19 protein-coding genes and 1 pseudogene are annotated in these 20525 nt (G+C 37.9%); 6 read left to right on the top strand and 14 right to left on the bottom strand.

Annotated elements, in window-relative coordinates; translation table 11 throughout:
• Positions 1-118: 118 nt before the first annotated feature.
• Positions 119-937 carry a ZIP family metal transporter gene (locus BKP57_RS18980; protein ID WP_244969450.1) on the bottom strand — a complete coding sequence of 273 codons (819 nt, stop codon included), beginning with the start codon at positions 935-937 and terminating at the stop codon, positions 119-121.
• Positions 938-1557: 620 nt separating this feature from the next.
• Here BKP57_RS18980 and BKP57_RS18975 point away from each other — a divergent pair.
• Positions 1558-1944, top strand: a complete 387-nt coding sequence (locus BKP57_RS18975; RefSeq protein WP_050352500.1) for a TIGR02328 family protein — start codon at positions 1558-1560, stop codon at positions 1942-1944.
• Positions 1945-2350: 406 nt separating this feature from the next.
• Here the strand turns inward: BKP57_RS18975 and splB are convergent, their stop codons facing one another.
• The 5 genes from splB to BKP57_RS18950 all read right to left on the bottom strand — a co-directional run bounded on the left by splB (position 2351) and on the right by BKP57_RS18950 (position 7422).
• A complete protein-coding gene (gene splB / locus BKP57_RS18970) occupies positions 2351-3379 on the bottom strand; it encodes a spore photoproduct lyase (protein ID WP_050352499.1) in 1029 nt (342 codons plus the stop codon).
• Entirely contained in the window at positions 3372-3629 is a 258-nt protein-coding gene (locus BKP57_RS18965; protein WP_050352498.1) for a transcriptional regulator SplA domain-containing protein, read from the bottom strand. Before BKP57_RS18965 ends, splB begins: the two co-directional genes overlap by 8 nt.
• A gap of 158 nt (positions 3630-3787) precedes the next feature.
• Positions 3788-4612, bottom strand: a complete 825-nt coding sequence (locus tag BKP57_RS18960) for a phosphoenolpyruvate hydrolase family protein (RefSeq protein ID WP_050352497.1) — start codon at positions 4610-4612, stop codon at positions 3788-3790.
• A 1-nt stretch (position 4613) separates the two neighbouring features.
• Positions 4614-5840 carry a Tm-1-like ATP-binding domain-containing protein gene (locus tag BKP57_RS18955; protein ID WP_050352496.1) on the bottom strand — a complete coding sequence of 409 codons (1227 nt, stop codon included), beginning with the start codon at positions 5838-5840 and terminating at the stop codon, positions 4614-4616.
• Between the two features lie 394 nt (positions 5841-6234).
• Positions 6235-7422 (bottom strand): phosphoenolpyruvate hydrolase family protein, encoded by a 1188-nt coding sequence (locus tag BKP57_RS18950; protein ID WP_072742167.1) that lies wholly within the window; start codon positions 7420-7422, stop codon positions 6235-6237.
• A gap of 1504 nt (positions 7423-8926) precedes the next feature.
• Here BKP57_RS18950 and BKP57_RS23190 point away from each other — a divergent pair.
• Positions 8927-9058: a DUF6544 family protein gene (locus BKP57_RS23190; protein ID WP_257786692.1), complete on the top strand. Its 132-nt coding sequence runs from the start codon at positions 8927-8929 to the stop codon at positions 9056-9058.
• A 395-nt stretch (positions 9059-9453) separates the two neighbouring features.
• Here the strand turns inward: BKP57_RS23190 and BKP57_RS18945 are convergent, their stop codons facing one another.
• A complete protein-coding gene (locus BKP57_RS18945) occupies positions 9454-10269 on the bottom strand; it encodes a lipid II flippase Amj family protein (protein ID WP_050352494.1) in 816 nt (271 codons plus the stop codon).
• 579 nt (positions 10270-10848) lie between these two features.
• Positions 10849-11679 carry a metallophosphoesterase gene (locus BKP57_RS18940; protein ID WP_050353517.1) on the bottom strand — a complete coding sequence of 277 codons (831 nt, stop codon included), beginning with the start codon at positions 11677-11679 and terminating at the stop codon, positions 10849-10851.
• A gap of 461 nt (positions 11680-12140) precedes the next feature.
• Between BKP57_RS18940 and BKP57_RS18935 the strand changes: the two genes are divergently transcribed.
• From BKP57_RS18935 to BKP57_RS18925, 3 genes are read left to right on the top strand one after another with little or no spacing between them, the layout of a single operon-like run.
• Entirely contained in the window at positions 12141-12680 is a 540-nt protein-coding gene (locus BKP57_RS18935) for a TetR/AcrR family transcriptional regulator (protein WP_050352493.1), read from the top strand.
• Between the two features lie 11 nt (positions 12681-12691).
• On the top strand, positions 12692-13015 hold the full coding sequence (locus BKP57_RS18930) for a DMT family transporter (RefSeq protein WP_050352492.1): 324 nt from the start codon (positions 12692-12694) through the stop codon (positions 13013-13015).
• A gap of 15 nt (positions 13016-13030) precedes the next feature.
• Positions 13031-13378 (top strand): DMT family transporter, encoded by a 348-nt coding sequence (locus BKP57_RS18925; RefSeq protein WP_050352491.1) that lies wholly within the window; start codon positions 13031-13033, stop codon positions 13376-13378.
• A gap of 200 nt (positions 13379-13578) precedes the next feature.
• Here the strand turns inward: BKP57_RS18925 and BKP57_RS23005 are convergent.
• From BKP57_RS23005 to BKP57_RS18900, 6 genes and pseudogenes are all read right to left on the bottom strand, one after another.
• Positions 13579-13752 (bottom strand): annotated as a pseudogene (locus BKP57_RS23005) (HD domain-containing protein); the annotation flags it as partial.
• A 130-nt stretch (positions 13753-13882) separates the two neighbouring features.
• A complete protein-coding gene (locus BKP57_RS18920; RefSeq protein ID WP_050352490.1) occupies positions 13883-14269 on the bottom strand; it encodes an ectoine synthase in 387 nt (128 codons plus the stop codon).
• A gap of 29 nt (positions 14270-14298) precedes the next feature.
• Positions 14299-15579, bottom strand: coding sequence for a diaminobutyrate--2-oxoglutarate transaminase (gene ectB / locus BKP57_RS18915; protein ID WP_050352489.1), 1281 nt, complete (start codon positions 15577-15579; stop codon positions 14299-14301).
• A gap of 12 nt (positions 15580-15591) precedes the next feature.
• Positions 15592-16071: a diaminobutyrate acetyltransferase gene (gene ectA, locus BKP57_RS18910; protein ID WP_050352488.1), complete on the bottom strand. Its 480-nt coding sequence runs from the start codon at positions 16069-16071 to the stop codon at positions 15592-15594.
• 584 nt (positions 16072-16655) lie between these two features.
• On the bottom strand, positions 16656-17900 hold the full coding sequence (locus BKP57_RS18905) for a metal-dependent hydrolase family protein (protein WP_050352487.1): 1245 nt from the start codon (positions 17898-17900) through the stop codon (positions 16656-16658).
• A gap of 15 nt (positions 17901-17915) precedes the next feature.
• On the bottom strand, positions 17916-19085 hold the full coding sequence (locus BKP57_RS18900) for a hypothetical protein (protein WP_072742166.1): 1170 nt from the start codon (positions 19083-19085) through the stop codon (positions 17916-17918).
• Between the two features lie 454 nt (positions 19086-19539).
• Between BKP57_RS18900 and BKP57_RS18895 the strand changes: the two genes are divergently transcribed.
• The gene (locus BKP57_RS18895; protein ID WP_050352485.1) at positions 19540-19959 is read left to right on the top strand and encodes an Hsp20/alpha crystallin family protein; all 420 of its coding nucleotides are present in this window, start codon (positions 19540-19542) and stop codon (positions 19957-19959) included.
• Positions 19960-20525 lie beyond the last annotated feature (566 nt).

Here is a 20525-nt window from a genome sequence, read left to right as displayed (position 1 = left end):
AGAATTGAGAAAACTACATTCACTTTCATATAGCGAAAAAGCTCCTGGATCGCCATTAAGTGGTTCCGGAGCTTTTGCAATTTTTAATTCTATGAAGGATTTTTTCCCTAGTCCTTTTCTAACCAAGTGCAACATCCAATATCATCATAACTGTAAAGCCAATCATTAAACTCATGGAGGCTAAATCACGGTTCCCTTGTTCTTGTGAGCCAGGAATGACCTCTTCGGCTACCACAAAAATCATGGCTCCTGCAGCAAAACTTAATGCATATGGCAATAAAGGCTGAACAAAGGTTACAGCCAAAGCTCCTATGATACCTGCAATTGGTTCAACCATTCCTGAAAACTGCCCGTACATAAAACTCCTTCTTCTCGACATTCCTTCCCTGCGCAGTGGCATGGAAACCGCAACTCCTTCTGGGAAGTTTTGAATCCCGATTCCAATTGCTAAGGCTACAGCTCCAGCAACGGTTGCTGTTGGTAGATCTGCTGCAATAGCACCAAACGCCACACCAACAGCTAAACCTTCTGGGATATTATGCATCGTAATCGCTAAAACTAGTAGCGTACTTCGTTTTTTACGATTCGGATGAATCCCTTCTGCTTCTTGGATTGGTGAAGTAGGATGCAAATGGGGTAATATTTTATCAATCCCCCAAAGGAAAATCCCACCAAACATAAAACCTACAGCAGCAGGGATCCATGGCGTATTGCCATTTGCTTCAGCCATCTCCAACGCTGGTGCTAATAGCGACCAAAAGCTAGCTGCAATCATTACCCCGCCTGCAAAACCTAACATGCTGTCCATAAAACGTTGATTAAAATTTTTGGTTGTAAAAACGAGAGCCGCGCCAAGTGCTGTCATTCCCCATGTAAATAAAGTTGCAATCAGTGCTTGAATTACTGGATGTAGTGTAAGAAAATAGTCTATGATCATGCGCATACCCTCCAAAACTTCTTTTATTTACCATAATGCCATTTTATCATACATCAGCTTCTCCACCATAAAAATTGTTTTCCTAAGAAGGCTGTAACCGATTTATTATTCTGTTGACGATTACATAAATATAGATTATTTTATTGCTATGTGTACGTGCTGATCTTTTTTATGCTTCGAGTCGCTAAATGCTTGCTTCATCTGAACCTTTGCTCGAATTTAAAACGAGAGCTTACTCATTCTAAACTATTGTATGCTCAAATTAACAAATACTTGCTCGATTTTTTTCTGCTACCTGCTCAAATGGATGCTCTACCCCTTCCGTTGCTTACCCCAGACCATCCTTTAGTCCAAAAATAATTCGCAATGATAAAGACAATGTATTACAATTATAAAGTAATACTTAATAAGAGGAGGGGGACATTCCTCCTCCACGGCTTGTTCGTACCGTAATGGTATGACCTAAGGGCCTCTGAACGAAATAGGGCATTTAGGTGCTGTTTTCTCTCACTTAGACTTGTTGCAATACAGAACTCCTGAAGTGGGGAGTCTTACAGCACCTTATATACGGGGATAAACGGTCGTAACAAATAAAATTTACCGTTTAGAAGGAAGATGTGATGAGACTTTGGCATGAAAAACTAATTACAAAACTACCGAGACAACAATTATTAGGTCAACATCGAGAATGCTGTGCTTTACGTGGCAATGGCTGGGGGAAAAAGCATGCAACCGTCAATTATTTATTTTACTATTCTCCTTATCGCCTCTTCTTATACCATCAATTGATTATGGATGAAATGAAAACAAGGGGATACTGCGTTGACCCTTTGTGGGAAAATCCATTTTATCGTGGCAAAGCTTGTAGCCAGCATACAGAGGATAGTTTATATGCGCCAGAAGGGAAAGCCCCTCAAAAGCGACCGATCTATCCGGAACATGATGAAGTATATTTACGTGAATGTATCGATAATTTAAAAGCGAAGGGAATTCATATTTGTTTCTAACTTTATGCCTTTTTAAAGGAGGCTACCTGATCACACTGAGTAGCCTTTTTTCGTTGCTGTATAGGATACTATAAAATTAGGTGCTTGGGGATAACGAAATAACCGACTAGTCACGTCCGGCGCATGAGCTCAGCAACTAGGCGAATTTAGAAATGCGCCCTACGGATAAGGCCTCATCGGTTCGTCTCTAAGAGAAGGCCGTCTAAAAACGGGCTTGCCGCCCAGACGTCGGCATACCCCAGTTTTAGTGGCATGATTCCTTTATCTTTAGTTGATTCGTTCCATTCGCTACGTTGCTAAACGAGCGCCCCGCGCCTTTGTTCCTGTTTACCTTAGTTTTATTGTCTCTATTCTCTCTTTAATACGTTGGCGACGATGAAGTACCTTCCAAAATCAACTCACTATTTCACGTAAAATACTCTATTTTTGCGTTAGGGAAAAGCTTTTCGATATATCCACCTAATGTTGCTTTTATATCAGCCTGCTCCTCATCTTTGTATACATATTTGCCGATTCCGTAACGTCCCCACTTATATTTTCTTTTCGCTTCATCTAACTCCAGCTTTGTCATCGGGTAATTTTTTTCAATAACCCGTTTAGCTGGCTTTGTAAAACGATGCTGAATCAGTTCAAAAGTCATATCTTTTTTCGCTTTTTCTGGTAGCATATCTTTTAGTTTTTCAAACATCTCGTGGTAACCGGACTTCCAGCCTTCATGTAAGTAAATTGGCGCTACAATAAATCCTAATGGATAGCCAGCTTCTGCCACTTTCACTGCTGCTTCTATTCGTTCATGAAGTCGTGACGTGCCAGGTTCAAAATATTTAATAATGTAATCATCATTAATACTGAAGCGAAAGCGCGTTCTTCCATTATGCTTTGCGTCGAGTAAATGGTCTACATGGGCGAATTTGGTAACGAATCGCAACTGTCCATACTCCGATTGTCCAAAAAATTCGATCGCTCGCTTTAACGTATGTGTCAAATGATCGACACCTACAATATCAGACGTACAAGATGCTTCAAATCGAGTGATTTCAGGAGCGCGTTCGCCCATATACCCCTCGGCAGCTTCAAATATTTCTTCTACATTAACATACGTACGAATATATGGCTTACTACCCATTGTTGTTTGTAAATAACAATAATGACAATGCCCCATACAGCCAGTTGCAAACGGAATAGCATACTCTGCGGAAGGCTTTGACGTGTCAAATTTCAATGTTTTTCGCAGACCGACCACTAAAGTAGATTTAGCTACACGATACCTTTGAAAATGATTGTCTCCTGGTAAATTACGAATTTGATTATGAGAGGTAGTTTTCCTTATTTCAATTCCCATATTTTCAAATTTTGTAATAAGCTCTTTTCCTAAAGGGTATTCCAACGCTTTTGGCTCCACATATACAAGCTGCGGTACGAACGGCTTAACCATAATAACCTTCCTGATCTGGGACACCGAACGCAGTCGCGTAAGCTGCTTCTGCCTCATCGGCAGATTTATATACCGCTACTTCCTCCGTTAAAGGATAATACGTTTCATAAACAAATAGTGCCAGCTCATTTTGGCGTTCCGGGTTTTCAACGACTGCAGCTTGTTGAATATGGGCAACATTTTGAGCATGTGGATTGCGAATAATGATATAAACTACTTCGCCTGGTTGAAAGTTATCATTCACTTCCATCTTTTCACCTAGCTTTCTTCATATTTACACTCATTATGCGCAGGACCACTTCAATTTATTACAATAAAGTTAAGAAAATAAGGATAGTTGCAAACAAATATTTCAAGGCACCTTTTGCTCCTATCCATTGAAATTGAATATATATCTGTTTTTAAAATCTAATTACGAATTTGTTTAAATGCCTCTGCTTGTTCCTTAATTCCTTTTTCTGCGGCAAAGCGTTCAATGCTGGAAGCGCCAAAGAACCCAACAATACCGTCGACTCTTTTAATCACATAAGCTGCATCGTCTGGTTCAGCGATTGGACCGCCGTGACAAATAGCTGTAATATCTGGGTTAACGGACTTACCCGCATCAACAATTTTTTGAATCCGTTCTACCGCATCATCTAATGTTAGGGCTGTTTTGGCACCAATGGTACCTTTAGTCGTTAACCCCATATGCGCTACGAGCATATCTGCTCCAGCAGCAGCCATTTTTTTAGCCTGTTCTTCATCAAATACATAAGGAGTAGTAAGCATATCCAGCTCGTGAGCTTTGCGTATCATCTCTACTTCTAAATCATAACCCATGCCAGTCTCCTCTAGATTTTGACGAAAAATACCATCAATTAAGCCTACAGTAGGAAAATTTTGTACCCCACTAAAGCCTTGATCTTTCAGCTGCTTTAAAAATACTTCCATCACTCGGAATGGATCTGTCCCATTAACACCTGCAAGAACAGGAGTATCTTTGACAACTGGAAGTACTTCACTTCCCATTTCTACTACTATTTGGTTCGCATCTCCATAAGAAAGCAGCCCTGCTAAAGAACCACGACCTGCCATGCGGTAGCGACCAGAATTATAGATAATTAACATATCTGCTCCACCAGCTTCACTGCTTTTGGCAGTAATTCCAGTACCAGCTCCAACTCCAAGCAAAATATTACCTTGATTGATTTGCTGATTAAATCGTTGCATGATCTCTTTTCTAGTTAACATATTAGTTCACTCCTTTTTTCTTTTCAATTAATTGAATTAATTTCTCTGCAGCTGCTTCTGCAAAAGCTCGGTCATTTATCGCCTGCTCCAATTCAATTACTTGTACTTTTGTTTGATCTACGTTTTCTTTTAATGTATGAAATAACATTTGATCTTCTTCAGGTCCATAAAATGGTTGCCCTTCTACATCTAGTCCAGATAACCCTTTTAAAGGAAGGATTAAAGCAGTACTACCATGTGCCAGATTTAATTTATTAGCAATGACTTTTCCAATTTGCTTATTCTCGTCCACACTTGTGCGCATTAACGTCACAGTTGGATTATGCTTGTAAAACTTGCGACCTGAAAATTTTTCGGGAACGGTTTCAAAAGGTCCAAAGTTAACCATATCCATAGCGCCAACAGAAACTACTTGTGGAATATGATTTTTCGCTGCTGCTTCCAATCGATTTGGACCAGCCGCTAAAACACCACCAACTAGCTCATCAGCCCATTCTGTTGTAGTTATATCCAGTACACCTTCAATAAATCCATCCTCAATAAGGCTTTCCATTGTTCTCCCGCCAACTCCAGTTGCATGAAAAACGAGCATTTCATAGCCTTGTTTCTCCACATACTCCTTTGCATAATTAATACAAGGTGTGGTTAAGCCAAACATGGTGGCCGCAATAAGTGGTTTCTTTTCTATTTCTTGATCATTTTTAAATTGCAACATTCCAGCAATTGCGAAAACAGCATTGGTAAATATCTTTGTAGATATTTGATTTAATCCAGCCACATCAACAATAGATGGATACATCATAATATCGCTTGTCCCAACATAATGTGCTATATTACCAGAAGCAACCGTTGACACCATCACTTTTGGAACTCCAATTGGCAATGCTCTCATCCCAGGAGTAACAATAGAGGTCCCTCCTGATCCTCCAAAAGAAAGCACTCCGGCAAATTTTCCAGCTTCATAGAGCTTCGGTAATAAAACTTCCATTCCTTTAGACAGAGCAAGTGTTGCTTTTGCACGATCTTTTGCAGTTACAATTGCTTGCATATTTTCTCCAGCAGCTTGAAAGATCGCTTCATTAGAAATATCCGGTTCAAATTGAGGCGTAAATACACCTGTGTGGATCGTCAATACTTGAAACCCTAAAGATTCAATAAGTTCTTTGACATACAAAAACTCTTTCCCTTTTGTATCAAACGTTCCTGCTAAAGCAATCGTATTTGTCAATGTACTCTCTCCTTTTACATTAATAAGAAAACGGCATCATATCGAAACGAAAATAATGGTTGTTCAATGTTTTTCCTTTCATATATATGATACCGTTTTCGCTAGTAAATATTAATGTAGTTATGTATGTTGATTTTGTCTTTTTGTTCACTTTCATCCAATAATTTGTAAGCCTTTCCTTATATATTCAAAGCTTTCGTTGAAAAAAGGTAATTTTATTTATCATATAACTGGAAGTAAGACATGCCTTTCCAACTTACAAGGTAAACACTTGTAGGAAAGCGAGAAATTCAACTGGCACGAAATACCTAATATCTTTAGAAGATTATTGGTCATATCCGTAGTACAAACGATCAGCAATCGAAAAAAGAACCCCACTGATTGAAGTTTCACTTTATTTTTTTAAGAACTGTGTTGGCGGAACTCCTTTTCTTTTTTTAAATATTTTGCTAAATTGCGCGTAATTAGGATAACCAACCATTTCAGCAACCGTTACCAAGGGAAGCTTCTCTTCCTGCATCATTTCAATTGCCCGATTTAATCTAAAATCAACTAAATATTGCACAAATGGAACCCCGACTTCTGTTTTAAATAACGTACTTACGTAAGTTCTGGATAAGTTTAAAATAGCTGCCAAATCATTTAATGTAATTTCCTCCATATAATGATGGCTTATGTAATCCTTTATAAAATCAACATAATCTTTTTTATTTGCAAAGCCTTCCATAATCTTTTGAATAGAAGCTTCATATTGTACGTTATACGTTTCTTTAAATGATTTCGTTACAGTGGTAATTACTTGTTCAGCTGGAATACGTTCAAAAACCGACCCGCCAATATATCCGTCTATGTCTGTGCCATCATACATAAACTGCACATCAATCGGTCGGCTAATAGAACCACCATATACCATTTTAATGACATTCGGATTTACTTCATCACACGCGTTAAAAATATCTACGGCTAACCTCTTAGCAGACTGTAAGGATTGAATTTGTTTTGCTCCTAATACTCCACCCGTTGTTAAACCTAGGTGGACACAAATCACATCCGCTCCAGCTTTAAGCATATCGATTGCTTGCGATTGATTAAATACAAATGCTACCGTAAATAAATTCAATTGGTTCGCTATTTGAATAGCTGCAACCTCTTTTGCAAAAGATAGACCCTGTGCTTCTAAGGCTTCTCGAAATTGACCATCAATTAAACCGACAGTCGGATAATTATTTATTCCAGCAAAACCGCACAATTTTATCCGTCTGATATAATCTTCTATATGGATCGTCGGATCTGTAGCAAATAAGCCGAAAATAGTTGGAATTTTATTTACAATCGGCAATAACTCCCGGATAGCAAAATCCATCACAATTTCATTACTATTTGCACATGCTGTAAAACCAGCTAAAGAGCTTACCCCCATTTGACGAAATCTTCCCGAGCTTAGGGCTAAGATAAAATCCGCCCCTCCTTGTTCCGCATATTTTGCTGTAAGCCCAGAACCTGCTGCAACACCAATAATATGTTTATTTGTTCTAATTTGTTGCTTTAATGTTTCCAATAATCTGCTTCTACTTAGCTTCATTTTCTACTCTCCATACCTTTAATTGAAGTATACATACGACAAGTTCAACTATTATAAAGTAAAACTTCATACAGTAGGAATCTTATTCCATCCATAACTGAATGATAGTCCTGAGCGAATCGGGAATTTATGTGCTGCTATCTAACCACTTCGTATCGACTATAACTCTTGAAGTAGTGTTTTTTGGAATATCTAATCAGAGGAACAGCAGATCATTGCTTTTTCTTCATCATTAGAATCTGTCATCATTGCGGATGAAGTAAGAATCCTTTTCTTTGCAAAAATCACATTCTCTTACGATGCTTTAGAAATCGCACCATTTTGTGGTTATCATTTTTTATTTTGTTTGCCATTAATGTATAGGTAGTTCTTCTTTCAAAAGACCTTCAAAAACAAGGGTATGGCTCTTTCATAACAAGCTTTCCTGCACCATACTTCTTATCGGTTTTAGGGTATGCTATGTGTCTTATGACTAGCTCCCCTTTTTCTAAAATAGAAGAGGAAATACAATCACAACATTAACGATCTCACAGGCAATGATAAGCTCGTTGAAAAGACGAGAAATAATGATGTTCTGGTTAATCTTGCTTGTAACTTTACTCCTAATTGTTTTGTTTTTCAAGTCTCCTTATTCCAAAACATATCGAGCATTTCAGCATAATACGAAGCACTGTGCGGAGCTGGAAAAGAAAAAGACCGAAATTCTTTTACCCTATCAGATAATAAACATCTTCCATCAGCAGTTCAAACATTTTTTGAGCATGGTGGTTATTTGCAAACTGGAAAAACTGGTTCGGCGAAAGTTTACACGAATCATGCAGCTTTGATTCAAGATAAAACAAAGCCCCCTATGAAAGTAAACTATCCGCATTACTGTCCAAGGCTTCCTGCACAGTCAATCGTCTTTTTTTGTTTTATAGGGAAACGAGTGCGATCATAGGCAGTAATAATCTCCATTTTTTTCAAAAAGAAGAAGGATGGCTTATTAAGTGCACCCTTCTACATTAAAAATGATTCCTACACGGTCTTAACATATTGTTGATGAGTAAAAAACAAAATGAAATTCTAAGAAAAACAAAGAAAACAAGAGAAAACGTTAGTATATAGAGGGAGTATAAGATTTGTTGCTTTGGGATAAGGGAATAACTGAATAGCCACGTCCGGCTTCAGCGCCCAGCAACGATGCGACTTTAGAAATGCGCCCTACGATAAGGCCTCATCGGTTCGTCTCTAAGGGGAAGGCCGACTAAACACGGGCTTGCCGCTCAGGCGTCGGCATACCCCTGTTTTTAGTGTATGATTCCTTTATCTTTAGTTGATTCGTTCCATTCACTACGTTGCTAAACGGGCGCCCCGCGCCTTTGTTCGTATACCATTTGAAGTATATGATTGTTTTCAAGATGGAAAAGGATTTATTGAGGGCTGATAACTATATTTTACCAGACTAGTTCTGATATATATGGATAAAGGAAAACTTATCACTAATTTGGGAGAGGGTTTTTGATTGCCAAACGCCATCATAAACGGTTTTATCGACTGGAAGGAAATGGATCATCAACATGTAAAAGTAACAATTACCTATGAAGGATTAACTGTAAGCTTGATCTTTAAATTTGATAAGCACGATTGGTTCTAACATTTTCTACCAGTGAACGACCTTGCATTACCCTTGATGGAAAAATTATCCACATCGACTGGTCAGTCCATTATCAGAATTACGCCAAGCAAAAAAGATTTGATCTTACTCACTCGCTTTCAAGCCACCTGGCACTATGATGATGGGACGTTATTTATTTTAATGATAGCGATGTTAATTTGAAATAAATTAAAACCAAATCAGGTTTTCTTTCCTCCCCCACTGATTTTTTAGTACTGTAAGGATAAGAGCTAAGTGCCATTGAACGAAAACATGAATTTAGTCATCGTTAACCCCAACTTCCTTGTATTTACGCTCACTCCCCGAAATGAGCGTCTTACGGCATCTTACATTTCGGGGAAACAAACACCCTGAAAGAAAGCAAGGTTTGTGTTCTAAACAATAAATTTCGTAAACCAGGCCACATACTTTGCACCTGGAATAAATAACGCTTGTGCTAACAATGTACCTAGCAAACGCGAGCTGACCATCATAAGTGAAACTCCTTTTAACGTTCGGTAGCTCCCTCTGTTATTGACAACATCATCTGCTAAAACAGAAACTTTTGGATCGACAAACACTACTAGCAAAATCGTCGCTATTCCATTAATTAAGCCGGAAGCCATTACTGCTGTCGCGGCGCGTTCTGGCACAAGCAATGATGCATATAAGGCTGCTAGTACACCTATCGTATAAATAGCCGTAATGATTGTATTTATAAGAAATAATTTCACCGGAATGTCACTTATCCGCAACCCTTTTATATCTGTTCGTTTTGGTAAACGGATATGCTTCCACCCTCGCATAAAAAATTCAATCGATAACCCTTTTTGAATAAGTGCAGGGATCGATCCTTTTTCATTAGCTAAGTGTATGATGGCCCGAGAAAACAATGCAATAAATGTCGGAAAAACGATAATTCCAGCTATCGTACCAGCCGTGGAAGCTCCAATTAAAATCCGATATTGCTCTTCTACAACTTGAAGCGCATGCTCAGGTGGTGCTGTATCTATTAAACTACCTGTAAACGGTTGTTGCATCATATTCGCTAAACGAGATACTATAACCATAACATTAAATAACGCAAGCGCAGAGGCAATCATTTTCACCCTCGCCCCTGATAAACGAACAGCATAAGCCAATGTTTCAATACTATGTATAATGAAAATAAACAGAAAAATGAGCAATAATTTACCAGTAATAACTTCCATGGTGATTAACCTACCTTTTCAACAGCAATAAGGTTATCATACCATGAATCGAAACTTCTCAGGTGGAGTTTTTTCTTCATCCCTATAAAGTTAATCTTCAATCAGTAGAGGTTTTCATTCCTCCCCCACTAATTGTTAGTACCATAAAGGTAAGATTAGGTGCTTGTGGATAACGAAATAACCGACTAGCCACGTCCGACGCATGAGCCCGGGCAACGATGCAACTTTAGAAATGCGCCCTACGATAAGGCCTCATCGGTTCGTCCCTAAGAGGAAGGCCGACTAAAAACGGGCTTGCCGCCCAGACGTCTACGTCGGCATACCCCTGTTTTAGTGGCATGATTCCTTTATCTTTAGTTGATTCGATCCATTCACAACGTTGCTAAACGGGCGCCCCGCGCCTTTGTTAAACAAACAAGCCGGACAATCAATTTATAATTGTTCGGCTTTTGCTATATAGTATTTTCTTATGTCCTAGTCTCTTGCCACATTTTACAAAATGAAACTCATGCAGCAAGATTTTGTCCATGTTATTCAAATAAGGGATACTGACGATATTTGGATTTTTTATTACAATATCTACATTGCCTTTTCTATCTGGTTATTCACTGAAAAATGATGAATGGTTATCTCGGGGCGACTGCCAATCCGAATATTAAAGCCGGTTTGACCAAGCCCTTCGCTAATATAAAATGGACGTCCCTTTAATTGATGAAGCCCTTTTACCATATTCATCTTTACTAACTGTCCCATTTTCCGAAGATGATACGGTTTTGGCCAATGAATTTGGCCTCCATGAAAGTGTCCAGAAAGTAAATAATCAAATCGATAGTCATTCATCGTTAATACTACATTAGGATCATGGGTTAAAACTAAATTAGTGCCTCGATTTATACCAGTGAAAGCTTTTTTCACATCGCTATGTTTCGTGGAATAATTGTCAATTCCAACGATATTTATTTGCTTCCCATCTATCTCTACCTGCCTATTTTCATTTTGCAATGTTTGAAAACCATATTGATTTAATACATTCTTAAGCTTGACAAAGTTTGACTCGTTTAACACATAATCATGATTTCCAAAAACAGCAAATGAACCGTACACTGGTTGCAATTTACTTAAAGCTTTTAGATAAGGAATTAGCTTGGGTATACTCCGTTTCCGGTCTAAAAAATCCCCAGTTAGAGCGATTATATCAATTTTATGAGAACCAATGCTTTCTATTAAACGGTCTGGAGTAACAGAGATGTTTTCTAAATGCATATCTGAGATATGCAATATATGAAGCGTATTTTCTTTACTATCTCTATCGTCTGTATCTATCGTAATTTCATTAACGACGAGTTTCTGTGTATTTTGGTAGCCTTTAACTAATAAGTAACTAACAAGAATACATACTACTAAACCAATATACAATATATCACCTCCTCTACCATTATAAAGGAAACTCTATCGTCTGGCTAAAGCAATATATGGAAATGATCAGCTGCTTTTTTTGCGAAGTTTAAAGAATACAAGGGAGAAAAAATCTTTGACAGTTATTTTATAGTCATATATAATTCTAAATAAAACCGTCTGGATGGTTTTTTTATTGTATAGGAACCTATAAAATGAGGTGCTTGGAGATAACGAAATAACCGACTAGCCACGTCCGGCGCATGAGCCCAGCAACGATGCGACTTTAGAAATGCGCCCTACGATAAGGCCTCATCGGTTCGTCGCAAAGAGGAAGGCCGACTAAAAACGGGTATGCCGCTCAGGCGTTGGCATACCCCTGTTTTAGTGTATGATTCCTTTATCTTTAGTTGATTCGTTCCATTCACTACGTCGCTAAACGGGCGCCCCGCGCCTTTGTTCCTGGAGGGATAAATATGTTATCTAAGGCTGAAAAGAAACGACAGCATATATTAAAATCCGGTACAGCGTTTGTTTTAGAGCATGATTTTCATTCGTTAACATTGGATGCCGTAGCAAGCTACGCTGGAATTAGTAAAGGGGGGCTGCTTTATCATTTCCCTAATAAAGATGCATTACTAAAAGGATTAGCTGACTATATTTTTGAACAATATACGCAGCATTTTCATGATTACGCTGCTAAAGACCCTGACGAAAAAGGGAAATGGACAAGGGCCCTCGTTAAAGTGTCCAAGTGGGATCTTGATCAAAATGCTAAACTTAATGTAGGTATTATGGCTAGTTCCATGCTTGATCCTCATATTACAGAAGGAATGGCGAAAGGATATCAGCATATGCAGAAACAGGTAGAACAAGATAGATTAGATCCCGTGGATGCAAGTATTATTCGGCTGGCAATTGATGGACTCTATTATTCGGAGCTGTTAAATATGGCTCCGATAGATAAAGATCTACGAGAGAAAGTAATTGAAAGACTACTTAGAATGACGAAATAGGGGGGAAGAGAATGAATCCATTTATCCTTTTGATGATTGCCATCGTGAGTGAAGTGTTTGGGAGTACCATGTTAAAAGTATCGCATGGTTTTAAACGACTCTTTCCTTCCCTAGGTGTTGTGTTAGGCATGGGAATGGCTTTTTATTTGTTGTCTATAACGTTAACAAAAATACCATTAAGTACCGCTTATGCTATCTGGTCAGGAGTTGGAACGGCGTTAACTGCCGTTGTAGGAATGGTTCTATTTAAAGAACGAGCTCACATTCAAAAAATTATTGGACTTATCCTTATAATTAGCGGAGTGGTTGCTTTAAGAATATCGAACGGGACATAATGGGAGGAATGGCTGATGAAAGGATATATGCATTTAATAATAGCGATCATTTTGGAAGTTTTTGGAACTACGATGATGAAGCTATCTAACGGGTTTAGTAATCTATTACCAACGATAAGTTTTATCATTGGATTTGGTTTCGCATTTTATTTCTTGTCGTTAAGCTTAAAAACAATTTCCTTAAGTTTAGCTTACGCTATCTGGTCAGGAGTTGGAACGGCGTTAACCGCTTTAATCGGTATTGTCCTTTGGGAAGAACCTTTTAGTTATTTAACAGGGCTAGGGCTAGTAGCGATAATTGGTGGTGTAATTTTATTAAATATTGCCCCAAAGCAAGAAAATGTTTCACAATCAGCCAGTTAAACTTATTGCTTCGTATTTTGCCATTTTCAATCATCCCCTTACACTTTGTTAAACATTGACTTATAATAACTCAGCGTAAAAATGGAAACAATCAGCCGTCCTTTATCCTAGTAGGTGGTAAAGGTGGTTAACTTAATGAACATTTGGAATATCATTGTAATACCCGTATTCTTTATCGGTGCTTTTTTTCTGTTTCATACTTTATCGACTCTACCACCAAGCTTTCTTATAAGAAGCAGTACTCCTATCGAATGCTCATAACAAGTAACATTCCATGTAGGATTTACTAAATAACTTGCTCCTCCTTGATGAACGTCCTTTAATCTTTAAATAGGTTTACTGTTGATTAAAGTTTCTAACACATCTTCTACTATACACGCTCCATATAGAGGCTACATCCTTAGTTAATGAATTTCTGGATAGGTTTTCTCTAAACAAAGTATTGCCACACGACCATATAATGAAAGAGGGAGCTGCGACATGCAACTCCTATAACCATTTTGTTTATTCGGTTAATAACGGATAATAACCTTCTTCTGTATGTGTTTCTGTCCCCACCAAAGGAGGATTAAAAACGCAAACCATCCGCATCTGTGTTTTAGCACGAAGTTCGTGTTTATCATGTTCATTTAGTAGATACATCGTTCCAGCCTTTAGTTTATATATTTCACCTGTTTCCAGTTTTTCAATTTCCCCTTCTCCTTCAATACAGTAAACAGCCTCAATATGATTTTTATACCAAAAGAAATTGGTCGTTCCAGCTTTAATAAGCGTATCATTTAAGCTAAATCCCACATTGTCCTTTTTCATGATAAATCGGCGACTCGTCCAATTATCACTCGATGTTTCATCGTCTGTACCTATAATGTCGTCAAGCGATTTCACAATCATTGGTATATCTCTCCTTTGTCTATTGATTATTATTTTTTCAATACATGCTCCATACTTACTTCTAAAATATCAAATCCTTGGTTAATTCCCTCTTTATCAATAATTAAAGGCGGTAGGAATTTGACAACTTCATCGTTTGGACCAGACGTCTCGACAATTAAACCGATATCAAATGCTGCCTTACAAATTTCTGAAGCACAATTAGGCTCTGGAATCACAATTCCTTGCATAAGCCCCCTTCCTCGAGCTTCTCCCTGTAATGATGGGAATTTATCGATGATACGATCTATACGCTGTCTAACCAGTTTACTTTTTTGGATAATAGATTTTGAAAATGTATTATCCTGCCAAAATGCAGTTAAGGCTTCTGTTGCTGCAATAAAAGCTAAGTTATTTCCACGGAATGTCCCATTATGCTCGCCAGGACCCCACTGATCATATTCTGGCTTGATTAATGTAATCGCCATTGGAAGACCGATGCCACCAATTGATTTAGACAAACAGACAATATCCGGTGCTATACCAGCTGGCTCAAAGCTGAAAAATGTGCCTGTTCTGCCGCATCCAGCCTGAACATCATCGATGATCAACAAAATATCCCAACGCTCACAAATAGAGGCAATCTTTTGTAGCCACTCTATACTGGCTGCATTAATACCGCCTTCTCCTTGTACTGTTTCAAGAATAATTGCAGCAGGTAAAGCAACGCCACTGCCGCTGTCTTCTAGAAACCGCTCTAAATAAGCAATTGAATCCTGATCATTCACATATTTATCATACGGCATCGATACGCTATGATGAAGCGGAACGCCAGCGCCATGACGTTTAAACGAGTTACCAGTAACGGATAAAGAGCCAATCGTCATGCCATGAAAAGCATTTGTAAAGCTAATCACTGTATCGCGACCGGTTACTTTTCTGGCAATTTTCAATGCACTTTCTACTGTATTCGTTCCAGTTGGTCCAGGAAACATAATTTTGTAATCCAGATTACGGGGTTTAAGAATGGTGTTATGAAATGTTTCTAAAAAGGTTTTTCTTGGTGTTGTACCCATATCCAAACTATGAATAATATGATCATCTTGAATATAAGCGATCAGTTTTTCCTGCATGGTGTCATGATTATGTCCGTAATTTAGCGCACCTGCGCCCGCAAAGAAATCAATATACATATTTCCATCTATATCCCAAAGTTTATAGCCTTTTGCTTTTTCAAAGATAGTTGGCCAGCCTCTGCTATAGCTTCTAACTGCAGATTCTAATTCTTCAAATATTTGCATCCGATTATTTTTCACTACTGTTGTAGTCACCAAATCATCCTTTTATTTATTATTTGCCCTTCTAATAGGACCGATTTTATACAATTGCTCATCTTCATGTCCTGTTCTTGGAAAATCGACCGAAGTATAATAATTGCCAACGACGCACTCTGTATCTAGCTTTTTAGCCAAGCCTAAGAATAAATACTGCGAAGGCAAATTAGATGGAGCTACTGTGGCTTCTATATATTGAACCTGTGCTATTCGCTTACGATTTAACAACTGCAACAGCATATGTGTACCTAGACCTTTTCCACGCTGCGCGGCCTCTACAGCCACTTGCCAAATAAATAATGTATTCGGTTTATTCGGATGGATAAACCCGGATATAAACCCGACGACCTCTCCTTCCTCCTCCACAACGATGGATGTTTCGGAAAACATATCACACCATAAGAGATAACTATAAGAAGAATTCAAATCCAGGTTGTCAATTTGGTGAATTAATTCCCATACTGCTGCCCCATCATTTTTTGTAGGCATACGAAATGTAAGTGATTGTTGTTCTACTTTACTGTTAATTGACGTCGTACGAATGGTTGTTTGGATGCTCTCACTTCTCCCTTCCTTTAAAAAATAGGATTCTATATAAGCTTATAAATAAATGGACGACATCGTCAAAAGGCTTTAATTGTGATATAGCCCGATTAAATGGGGTCAGCAGCGCTCACAGCTATAGAAAGGTCTATCCTTAAAGAATAGCTACGAAAAATTCTAAATAATAGTATAGTTAACGAAATTCGATTATTTATCAAACAATATTCCCCCATATTCGACAATTATTGCATTATGGTCATTCATATTCTTATATGTAAGCACGATAAAGTGAATCTTCAATCAGTGGGGTTCCCATTCATCCCTCAGTGATTGTTAGAGGAACGAATCGGGCATTTAGGTAATGTTATCTCCCACTTAGACTTGTTGCAGTACAGATATCCAACTCCTGAAGCGGTAGTCTTACAACACCTTATATACGGATAAAACCGTATAAAATCATTTCCATTTAGATTTCATACGGTTTACTTTTTTTGAGAGGGATTTTGAACTTAGGTTCTTTTTTAACAGATTTAGCTCAATATATTTTTTTCGATTTGCCCATGCTTGATAACAACTTGAATCGTATCATTATTTGCTAACGCATCAATTTCATCTAATGGATTTCCATTTACAACAATAATATCCGCTAGTTTACCAGTTTCTAAGGTTCCTACCTGCTCGTCCCAACCTAAGCATTCCGCTGCTGTTTTCGTAGAGGCAACGATTGTCTCCATAGTACTCATTCCAGCATTCCTCATTAATCCTAGCTCTCGCAAATTGGTCCCATGCTTCATAACTCCAGCGTCCGTTCCCATGGCAATTTTTACGCCTGCTTGATGCGCCTTCGCAATACTTGCATGGTGTTGTTCAATCACTTCTTTTGATTTTGCAACTGCCGAATCTGGCATTCCTACTTCTTTTGCCGTCTCTAATACAGCTACTGGAGCTAATAACGTGGGAACGAGATACGTTCCATTCTCTAGCATCAGTTCAATTGCCTCATCATCGATAAAAATCCCATGTTCAATAGAGTGAACACCTGCTCTTACCGCGTTCTTGATACCTTCAGCACCTTGAGCATGAGCCATCACCTTAACGCCTTTACGAAAACGGGCTTCTTCTACAATTACCTTCAGCTCTTCTAATGAAAATTGCGTAAATTCAGGATGGTCTGTTGCGCTTAACACGCCACCAGTCGCATGAACTTTGATGACTTCCGCACCAGCACGCAACATTTCTCTTGTTTTTTTGCGAACCTCTTCTACCCCATCACATTTACCATTTGGCATTCCTGGATAATCAGAAGCTAATAAATCTACTGTATTCCCTGATACTGTATAACCATCACCGTGACCTCCAGTGATCGTCAATGCATTAATACTTAATTGCATCCTCGGTCCTGATATAAGTCCAACTTCAATAGCCTTTTTCACACCTAGGTCAGCACCTAAAGCGTCACGAACAGAAGTTATGCCAGCATGTAATGTTGCTTTTAAATAGTTTGCTGCTTGGTAATACATAAATGAAAATGGCGTCTCTAACCGCTTAGCAATCGGGGAGTATTCAAACATCATGTGTACATGCGTATCAATAAAACCAGGTAAGATGGTTCCTCCTTGTGCATCGATTACAGTTTCCGCCCCATCCGATTGGTATTCTCTTTCATTTCCAACATACGTAATTTTTTCGTTTTCTATTACAACAATTCCATCATTTATTGGTTCTCCACCATTGCCATCAACAATAATTCCGTTTTTTATTAGCTTCTTTGCCAATTTCGCTTCCCCCTTTTACAATGTTTTTACCAGAATACCTGCAAGAACTACAGAAGCTATCGTAACAGTGGTAAAACCACCAATTAGCATTGGTGCAAGCAATTCATTAAATATAATTTTCTCTTCTTGTTTATTTCTAGCGACACTGCGACTAACTTCTTCACATAAAATGTAGTCTGCCGGAAATCCAAATAACGCTGTTAAAGCCACAGGCATTCCTTTTAGAGGATCCCATTTTACAAGCTTTGACATCACATATCCACCAACAGAGATTGCGAATGTTCCTAAAATTAAAATGATTAAAATGCTAGGTAGATTTTGTACAACCTCTTGGGGGGTCACACCTGCCATCGTTCCAATAACTACAAAAATAATTGCAACCATCGTTATAGAAAATGAATTTGCCTGTTCCAAAGATTTGCTTTCCAATAGCCCTAGTTTCAAACCAATAATGCCAATCGCCAGACACCATAAGCTATAATGAATCGGCGTTACTTCACCAAGAGCAACACCAATTGCAGCACCCACAAACACGTAAAACAGCTTTAACGTTAAACTTTGCTTTAATGGATTTATTTTATCTGTCTTGCTCGTCCCTTGTGGATACGTCAAACCTGCATCCATAGGGATAAATGTATTTGCATCCATTTGTTTCTGTAGCTTTAATGCGTACTTACGCATAAAGTTTAGTGCTAACGGCATGCCTAGCACACCTTGAAAAGCAACAACCAATGCAGGGATAACAACAAGGCTAGATTTGCCAATTGCAGCAAGTTCTTCATAAGTAATAATTAAAGCGATAATTCCTCCACTAAGTGGTCCTACTCCGGCAACAGCAGTTGCATAGTCAAAAATAAGTGAAACAACAATCAAAATAACCGCACTTGACACGATTATACCACTTAATGCAATAAAGACGGCTTTGATTTGACTCCTTAATAAAGATAAAGGAATCAGCGTCCCCATATGAACGATTGCTGGACCAATTAAAATCGCTCCTAAGGCTGCAAATTGTGATTTTTCCAAAATATCTTCTGGAAATATCCCTGTCCATACCAGGACAAGAAATCCTGTCATTGCAGTAAGCAACATAGGAATCCTTGCTCTAGAAATAATGGAGAGCCATTCTCCCAGTGCAATTAAAGCAAAAATAAGTACAGTAGCTATTAGTGGATTAGTTAACAAAGAGAATCCCCTCCTAAAAAGAATAATAACTAATATATCACCAGAATTATTTTTTGTCTATACTGTTTTTTTTGATAATTAACGTTTATTTAGACTATTTTACTCTAATATATAATTTTATGACTAATCACAATTACTTATAAATTAACTAAGGTAACGCTTCCAATATATTGCATTTAAACCATTAAATATTTCTTAAAATTTTTTAGAAACAAAGCATATTTTAGAGGTAATTCAATAGAAATAACAGGAAAATTATTGTTTTTATCATGAAATTTAGAATGTAAATACTAGGAATACATTAGTAAAGATTTTACGATCTAGTTCAAGCTTTTTGCTGCTATACTTAGCATTTGATTTAAGTGAATTCTCTATTTTTTATGCGCCCGCCCAAAACGATTGGAACAGCACAGCATATAGTAATAATAAATATGCAAGAAAGAGGTGGGATCTAATGGATCATAATCGATGGAAAAGGGGAGAACGTGGGCCTTTTCAAGGTATTATGGAGCAAATGGACGCTTTCTTCAACGAATCTGCCAAAAATTTCAATGCGCTAATTAAGCGGCCATTGAACGTTCGCACCCGTGAAACAGAAGCTAATGTAATTGTAGAAGCCGAATTACCTGGTTTTAAACGGGATCAAATTCAACTTGAAATATTTGGTAATCAATTACGAATTACCGCCGAAGATCACTCTTACACTGATAACGACACTTACAATCGCAAAGCAGAAAAAAACATTACGCTTCCATTTGCTATATCTGAAAAAGAAACAAAAGCGAGATTAAACAATGGCATTTTGCAAGTCATTATTCCCAAAAACAATTCCAGTAGAAAATTTATTGACATACATGATACAACAGATTCGTAATCAACTGCTATATCCTCTGGTTTTTCAATTCTTTGGCAAAACAGATTCCAGTATAAGTTAATGACCCCTATTAAAGGAAGCCACATGGCATTCAGATTATTAAATTAGAATCCATGTGGTTTGTCTCATTTTAATAGCGTTTTGAACAGCTCTTCTTACGTATATTTACAAATAATTTACGCTACTTTTATACAGAATTAACAACGATTTGTTACTTTTATACTAGAAGTGAACAAATCACGCATGATTGGAGGAGATTCAAGTGAAATTTGCAGGTAAGATTTTTATTTCACTTGTTATTATGGTGATCTATTATGTATAGCTTTTTCATCTAGTTCATTCATGCAATTGCTTCATGCAAACTAGCCTTTATCAGGTAAATATTATTAAATGAACCCTGAATAGAATTATGTTACTTTCTACATTTCGCGTGGGATTTTTTGCGGCTTTCCTAAGCAACTTTCGAGCTTCCCAAGCAACTTTTCCGGAGCCCCTCATTACGTTAACCAAATACTAAACATATTCCTCCTATAGCTGCCAATAGTAAAACTAAACTAGTGAACACT

It is taken from the genome of Virgibacillus sp. 6R, assembly GCF_001895305.1.
GTDB classification, from domain to species: domain Bacteria; phylum Bacillota; class Bacilli; order Bacillales; family Amphibacillaceae; genus Virgibacillus; species Virgibacillus pantothenticus.
This window is presented reverse-complemented; position numbering and strand designations above follow the sequence as displayed.

Excerpts from the sequence above, each read along its gene's own strand:
- BKP57_RS18980 (WP_244969450.1), bottom strand. The coding sequence starts at position 937 with ATGATCATAGACTATTTTCTTACACTACATCCAGTAATTCAAGCACTG.
- BKP57_RS18975 (WP_050352500.1), top strand. The coding sequence starts at position 1,558 with ATGAGACTTTGGCATGAAAAACTAATTACAAAACTACCGAGACAACAA.
- splB (WP_050352499.1), bottom strand. The coding sequence starts at position 3,379 with ATGGTTAAGCCGTTCGTACCGCAGCTTGTATATGTGGAGCCAAAAGCG.
- BKP57_RS18965 (WP_050352498.1), bottom strand. The coding sequence starts at position 3,629 with ATGGAAGTGAATGATAACTTTCAACCAGGCGAAGTAGTTTATATCATT.
- BKP57_RS18960 (WP_050352497.1), bottom strand. The coding sequence starts at position 4,612 with ATGTTAACTAGAAAAGAGATCATGCAACGATTTAATCAGCAAATCAAT.
- BKP57_RS18950 (WP_072742167.1), bottom strand. The coding sequence starts at position 7,422 with ATGAAGCTAAGTAGAAGCAGATTATTGGAAACATTAAAGCAACAAATT.
- BKP57_RS18945 (WP_050352494.1), bottom strand. The coding sequence starts at position 10,269 with ATGGAAGTTATTACTGGTAAATTATTGCTCATTTTTCTGTTTATTTTC.
- BKP57_RS18935 (WP_050352493.1), top strand. The coding sequence starts at position 12,141 with ATGTTATCTAAGGCTGAAAAGAAACGACAGCATATATTAAAATCCGGT.
- BKP57_RS18930 (WP_050352492.1), top strand. The coding sequence starts at position 12,692 with ATGAATCCATTTATCCTTTTGATGATTGCCATCGTGAGTGAAGTGTTT.
- BKP57_RS18925 (WP_050352491.1), top strand. The coding sequence starts at position 13,031 with ATGAAAGGATATATGCATTTAATAATAGCGATCATTTTGGAAGTTTTT.
- BKP57_RS18920 (WP_050352490.1), bottom strand. The coding sequence starts at position 14,269 with ATGATTGTGAAATCGCTTGACGACATTATAGGTACAGACGATGAAACA.
- ectA (WP_050352488.1), bottom strand. The coding sequence starts at position 16,071 with ATGCCTACAAAAAATGATGGGGCAGCAGTATGGGAATTAATTCACCAA.
- BKP57_RS18895 (WP_050352485.1), top strand. The coding sequence starts at position 19,540 with ATGGATCATAATCGATGGAAAAGGGGAGAACGTGGGCCTTTTCAAGGT.